The sequence below is a fragment of the Microbacterium yannicii PS01 genome (assembly GCF_000304335.1).
Classification (GTDB): Bacteria; Actinomycetota; Actinomycetes; order Actinomycetales; family Microbacteriaceae; genus Microbacterium; species Microbacterium yannicii_A.
Genome location: NZ_CAJF01000059.1, coordinates 1 through 5559 on the forward strand (window position 1 = coordinate 1; position 5559 = coordinate 5559).

The window sequence follows — 5559 nt, forward strand, 5'->3', positions numbered from 1 at the left end:
GTTAACGCGAAATGGCCACCCTGCGTTGGGTGGCCATTTCGGTAATGGGTGTCCGGCGGTGTCCTACTCTCCCACAGGGTCTCCCCTGCAGTACCATCGGCGCTGGGAGGCTTAGCTTCCGGGTTCGGAATGGGACCGGGCGTTTCCCTCTCGCTATGGCCGCCGAAACTCTCTTGATGTTTCAGTCGTACACACAAACAAAAGTCGTGTTGTTGTGTGTGGTGTCCCGACCGTACATCGGGAACCACTCAGTGGACGCGTGCACCAGAAAAAGTTGGTGGTGTTATCAAGTCATCGGCTTATTAGTACCAGTCAGCTGCACACGTTGCCGTGCTTCCACATCTGGCCTATCAACCCAGTAGTCTGGCTGGGAGCCTCTCACCCGAAGGTATGGAAGTCTCATCTTGAGGCCGGCTTCCCGCTTAGATGCTTTCAGCGGTTATCCATCCCGAACGTAGCTAATCAGCGGTGCTCCTGGCGGAACAACTGACACACCAGAGGTTCGTCCAACCCGGTCCTCTCGTACTAGGGTCAGATCCTCTCAAACTTCCTACGCGCGCAGCGGATAGGGACCGAACTGTCTCACGACGTTCTAAACCCAGCTCGCGTACCGCTTTAATGGGCGAACAGCCCAACCCTTGGGACCTACTCCAGCCCCAGGATGCGACGAGCCGACATCGAGGTGCCAAACCATGCCGTCGATATGGACTCTTGGGCAAGATCAGCCTGTTATCCCCGAGGTACCTTTTATCCGTTGAGCGACAGCGCTTCCACAAGCCACTGCCGGATCACTAGTCCCGACTTTCGTCCCTGCTCGACCTGTCAGTCTCACAGTCAAGCTCCCTTGTGCACTTACACTCGCCACCTGATTGCCAACCAGGTTGAGGGAACCTTTGGGCGCCTCCGTTACTTTTTGGGAGGCAACCGCCCCAGTTAAACTACCCACCAGGCACTGTCCCTGAACCGGATTACGGTTCGAAGTTAGACATCCAGAGTGACCAGAGTGGTATTTCAACAACGACTCCACGAATACTGGCGTATCCGCTTCACAGTCTCCCACCTATCCTACACAAGCCACACCGAACACCAATACCAAGCTGTAGTAAAGGTCACGGGGTCTTTCCGTCCTGCTGCGCGTAACGAGCATCTTTACTCGTAATGCAATTTCGCCGAGTTCGCGGTTGAGACAGTTGGGAAGTCGTTACGCCATTCGTGCAGGTCGGAACTTACCCGACAAGGAATTTCGCTACCTTAGGATGGTTATAGTTACCACCGCCGTTTACTGGGGCTTAAATTCTCAGCTTCGCCTTGCGGCTAACCGGTCCTCTTAACCTTCCAGCACCGGGCAGGCGTCAGTCCGTATACATCGTCTTGCGACTTGGCACGGACCTGTGTTTTTAGTAAACAGTCGCTACCCACTAGTCTCTGCGGCCACCACGCCCTTTCCCGTGCAAGACGGTATAAGCGGATGGCCCCCCTTCTCCCGAAGTTACGGGGGCATTTTGCCGAGTTCCTTAACCACGATTCTCTCGATCTCCTTGGTATTCTCTACCTGACCACCTGAGTCGGTTTGGGGTACGGGCGGCTAGAACCTCGCGTCGATGCTTTTCTTGGCAGCATAGGATCACCCACTTTTCATCCGCATCGTGTCTCAGCCTGTATGAACGGCGGATTTGCCTACCGTTCGGCCTACGCACTTGCCCCGGGACAACCATCGCCCGGGTTGGGCTACCTTCCTGCGTCACACCTGTTAATACGCTAACCGCACCAGCATAGGGTCGTGCGCTAGGCCCAGCGCGTCACCCCGAAGGGATCAGTCACTGGGATTCAGACACTTAGCATTACTGGATTGATTGGGGCGGTTCTTCGCCGGTACGGGAATATCAACCCGTTGTCCATCGACTACGCCTGTCGGCCTCGCCTTAGGTCCCGACTTACCCAGGGAAGATTAGCTTGACCCTGGAACCCTTGGTCTTTCGGAGGACGTGTTTCTCACACGTCTTTCGCTACTCATGCCTGCATTCTCACTCGTGTGGCGTCCACGGCTGGGTCACCCCGCCGCTTCACTCGCCACACGACGCTCTCCTACCCATCAACACGGCTGGACCACGAAGGCCTACCAATAATGTCAATGCCACAACTTCGGTGGCGTGCTTGAGCCCCGTTACATTGTCGGCGCGGAATCACTTGACCAGTGAGCTATTACGCACTCTTTCAAGGGTGGCTGCTTCTAAGCCAACCTCCTGGTTGTCTAAGCAACTCCACATCCTTTCCCACTTAGCACGCGCTTAGGGACCTTAGTTGGTGGTCTGGGTTGTTTCCCTCTCGACTATGAAGCTTATCCCCCACAGTCTCACTGCTGCGCTCTCACTTACCGGCATTCGGAGTTTGGCTGACGTCAGTAACCTTGTAGGGCCCATCGGCCATCCAGTAGCTCTACCTCCGGCAAGAAACACGCAACGCTGCACCTAAATGCATTTCGGAGAGAACCAGCTATCACGAAGTTTGATTGGCCTTTCACCCCTATCCACAGCTCATCCCCTCAGTTTTCAACCTAAGTGGGTTCGGCCCTCCACGACGTCTTACCGTCGCTTCAGCCTGGCCATGGATAGATCACTTCGCTTCGGGTCTAGGACATGCGACTCAATCGCCCTATTCAGACTCGCTTTCGCTACGGCTACCCCACACGGGTTAACCTCGCCACATATCGCTAACTCGCAGGCTCATTCTTCAAAAGGCACGCTGTCACCCCTACTAAGGAGGCTCCAACGGTTTGTAAGCAAACGGTTTCAGGTACTATTTCACTCCCCTCCCGGGGTACTTTTCACCTTTCCCTCACGGTACTTGTCCGCTATCGGTCATCTGGGAGTATTTAGGCTTATCAGGTGGTCCTGACAGATTCACACGGGATTTCTCGGGCCCCGAGCTACTTGGGATACTCTCCGCGCTGCGTCCGACATTTCGGTTACGGGGCTGGCACCCACTATGGCCGGCCTTTCAAGACCGTTCACCTATATCGACGCATCACGCTCACCACTCGGCAGAGTGATATGGAAAGTCCCACAACCCCGAATACGCAACTCCTGCCGGATATCACACGTACTCGGTTTAGCCTGATCCGATTTCGCTCGCCACTACTCACGGAATCGCTGTTGCTTTCTCTTCCTGCGGGTACTGAGATGTTTCACTTCCCCGCGTTCCCTCTACCCGCCCTATATATTCAGGCGGGAGTCACTAGGTCGGCACGCCGCCCAGCGGGGTTTCCCCATTCGGACACCCTCGGATCAAAACTTGCTTATCAGTTCCCCGAGGCTTATCGCAGATTGCTACGTCCTTCTTCGGCTCCAGATGCCAAGGCATCCACCGTTTGCTCTTAAAGACTTGATACATGAGTCCAAAATCAGAATCGAAAACACAGACCCGAAGGCCTGCGTCGAAATTGACTAATGATCTTTAAGATCATCTTTTCCGAACCAACCCGAAGGTCGGTTCAAAGATGCTCGCGTCCACTGTGTAGTTCTCAAAGTACGGGCGGTACCCACCCCGGAAGACCAGCCAAACCAGCCACCAGGACGAGCCCAGAAGAAACGGAAACGCATTCCTGCGCCCGGTCCCTCAGGACCCAACAGCGTGCACGCCCCCACCCGACACACCCAGAACCTTCCAACCACGCAAGCGCGGCGTACTAACCCCAGACATCTCCGATGAGAGCCTCGTCAAATGTTCCACCCATGAGCAACCGGACGAGACATTCGCTCGACACGGCGCCTGGACACCCAAAAAGAGTGCCAGATGCTCCTTAGAAAGGAGGTGATCCAGCCGCACCTTCCGGTACGGCTACCTTGTTACGACTTAGTCCTAATTACCGATCCCACCTTCGACGGCTCCCTCCACAAGGGTTGGGCCACCGGCTTCAGGTGTTACCGACTTTCATGACTTGACGGGCGGTGTGTACAAGACCCGGGAACGTATTCACCGCAGCGTTGCTGATCTGCGATTACTAGCGACTCCGACTTCATGAGGTCGAGTTGCAGACCTCAATCCGAACTGGGACCGGCTTTTTGGGATTCGCTCCACCTCACGGTATTGCAGCCCTTTGTACCGGCCATTGTAGCATGCGTGAAGCCCAAGACATAAGGGGCATGATGATTTGACGTCATCCCCACCTTCCTCCGAGTTGACCCCGGCAGTATCCCATGAGTTCCCACCATTACGTGCTGGCAACATAGAACGAGGGTTGCGCTCGTTGCGGGACTTAACCCAACATCTCACGACACGAGCTGACGACAACCATGCACCACCTGTTCACGAGTGTCCAAAGAGTCCCCTATTTCTAGGGTGTTCTCGTGTATGTCAAGCCTTGGTAAGGTTCTTCGCGTTGCATCGAATTAATCCGCATGCTCCGCCGCTTGTGCGGGTCCCCGTCAATTCCTTTGAGTTTTAGCCTTGCGGCCGTACTCCCCAGGCGGGGAACTTAATGCGTTAGCTGCGTCACGGAATCCGTGGAAAGGACCCCACAACTAGTTCCCAACGTTTACGGGGTGGACTACCAGGGTATCTAAGCCTGTTTGCTCCCCACCCTTTCGCTCCTCAGCGTCAGTTACGGCCCAGAGATCTGCCTTCGCCATCGGTGTTCCTCCTGATATCTGCGCATTCCACCGCTACACCAGGAATTCCAATCTCCCCTACCGCACTCTAGTCTGCCCGTACCCACTGCAGGCCCGAGGTTGAGCCTCGGGATTTCACAGCAGACGCGACAAACCGCCTACGAGCTCTTTACGCCCAATAATTCCGGATAACGCTTGCGCCCTACGTATTACCGCGGCTGCTGGCACGTAGTTAGCCGGCGCTTTTTCTGCAAGTACCGTCACTTTCGCTTCTTCCTTGCTAAAAGAGGTTTACAACCCGAAGGCCGTCATCCCTCACGCGGCGTTGCTGCATCAGGCTTCCGCCCATTGTGCAATATTCCCCACTGCTGCCTCCCGTAGGAGTCTGGGCCGTGTCTCAGTCCCAGTGTGGCCGGTCACCCTCTCAGGCCGGCTACCCGTCGACGCCTTGGTGAGCCATTACCTCACCAACAAGCTGATAGGCCGCGAGCCCATCCCCAACCAAAAAATCTTTCCAACCCCCCACATGCGTGGAAGGCTCATATCCAGTATTAGACGCCGTTTCCAGCGCTTATCCCAGAGTCAGGGGCAGGTTGCTCACGTGTTACTCACCCGTTCGCCACTAATCCACCCAGCAAGCTGGGCTTCATCGTTCGACTTGCATGTGTTAAGCACGCCGCCAGCGTTCATCCTGAGCCAGGATCAAACTCTCCATAAAGAAAAAATGCATACACAACCAGGAAAATGACCATGCAGCGAGTTCGAAACTGACCAAAAACAAATGTCACTGACATCCATTAAATTGATCCAAAGGAATCTCAACCCGGCAAAACCGGGACGAGGTTATTTGGCATTTGACAAGTGCACGCTGTTGAGTTCTCAAGGATCAGACACACCAACCAGACCCAACCACCAAAGGCAGCCAGCCCAGAAGGGCAACTTCACAATCTTA

At 55.1% G+C, this 5559-nt stretch carries 3 rRNA genes; all 3 read right to left on the reverse strand.

Features of this window, described 5'->3' with window-relative positions:
* Positions 1-50 precede the first annotated feature (50 nt).
* The 3 genes from rrf to WYM_RS18670 all read right to left on the reverse strand — a co-directional run bounded on the left by rrf (position 51) and on the right by WYM_RS18670 (position 5325).
* Positions 51-167: ribosomal RNA gene (rrf, locus tag WYM_RS18660) — 5S ribosomal RNA — on the reverse strand.
* Between the two features lie 115 nt (positions 168-282).
* Positions 283-3387, reverse strand: a 23S ribosomal RNA gene (locus WYM_RS18665).
* A gap of 416 nt (positions 3388-3803) precedes the next feature.
* Positions 3804-5325: ribosomal RNA gene (locus WYM_RS18670) — 16S ribosomal RNA — on the reverse strand.
* The 16S, 23S and 5S rRNA genes sit together here, the layout of an rRNA operon.
* Positions 5326-5559 lie beyond the last annotated feature (234 nt).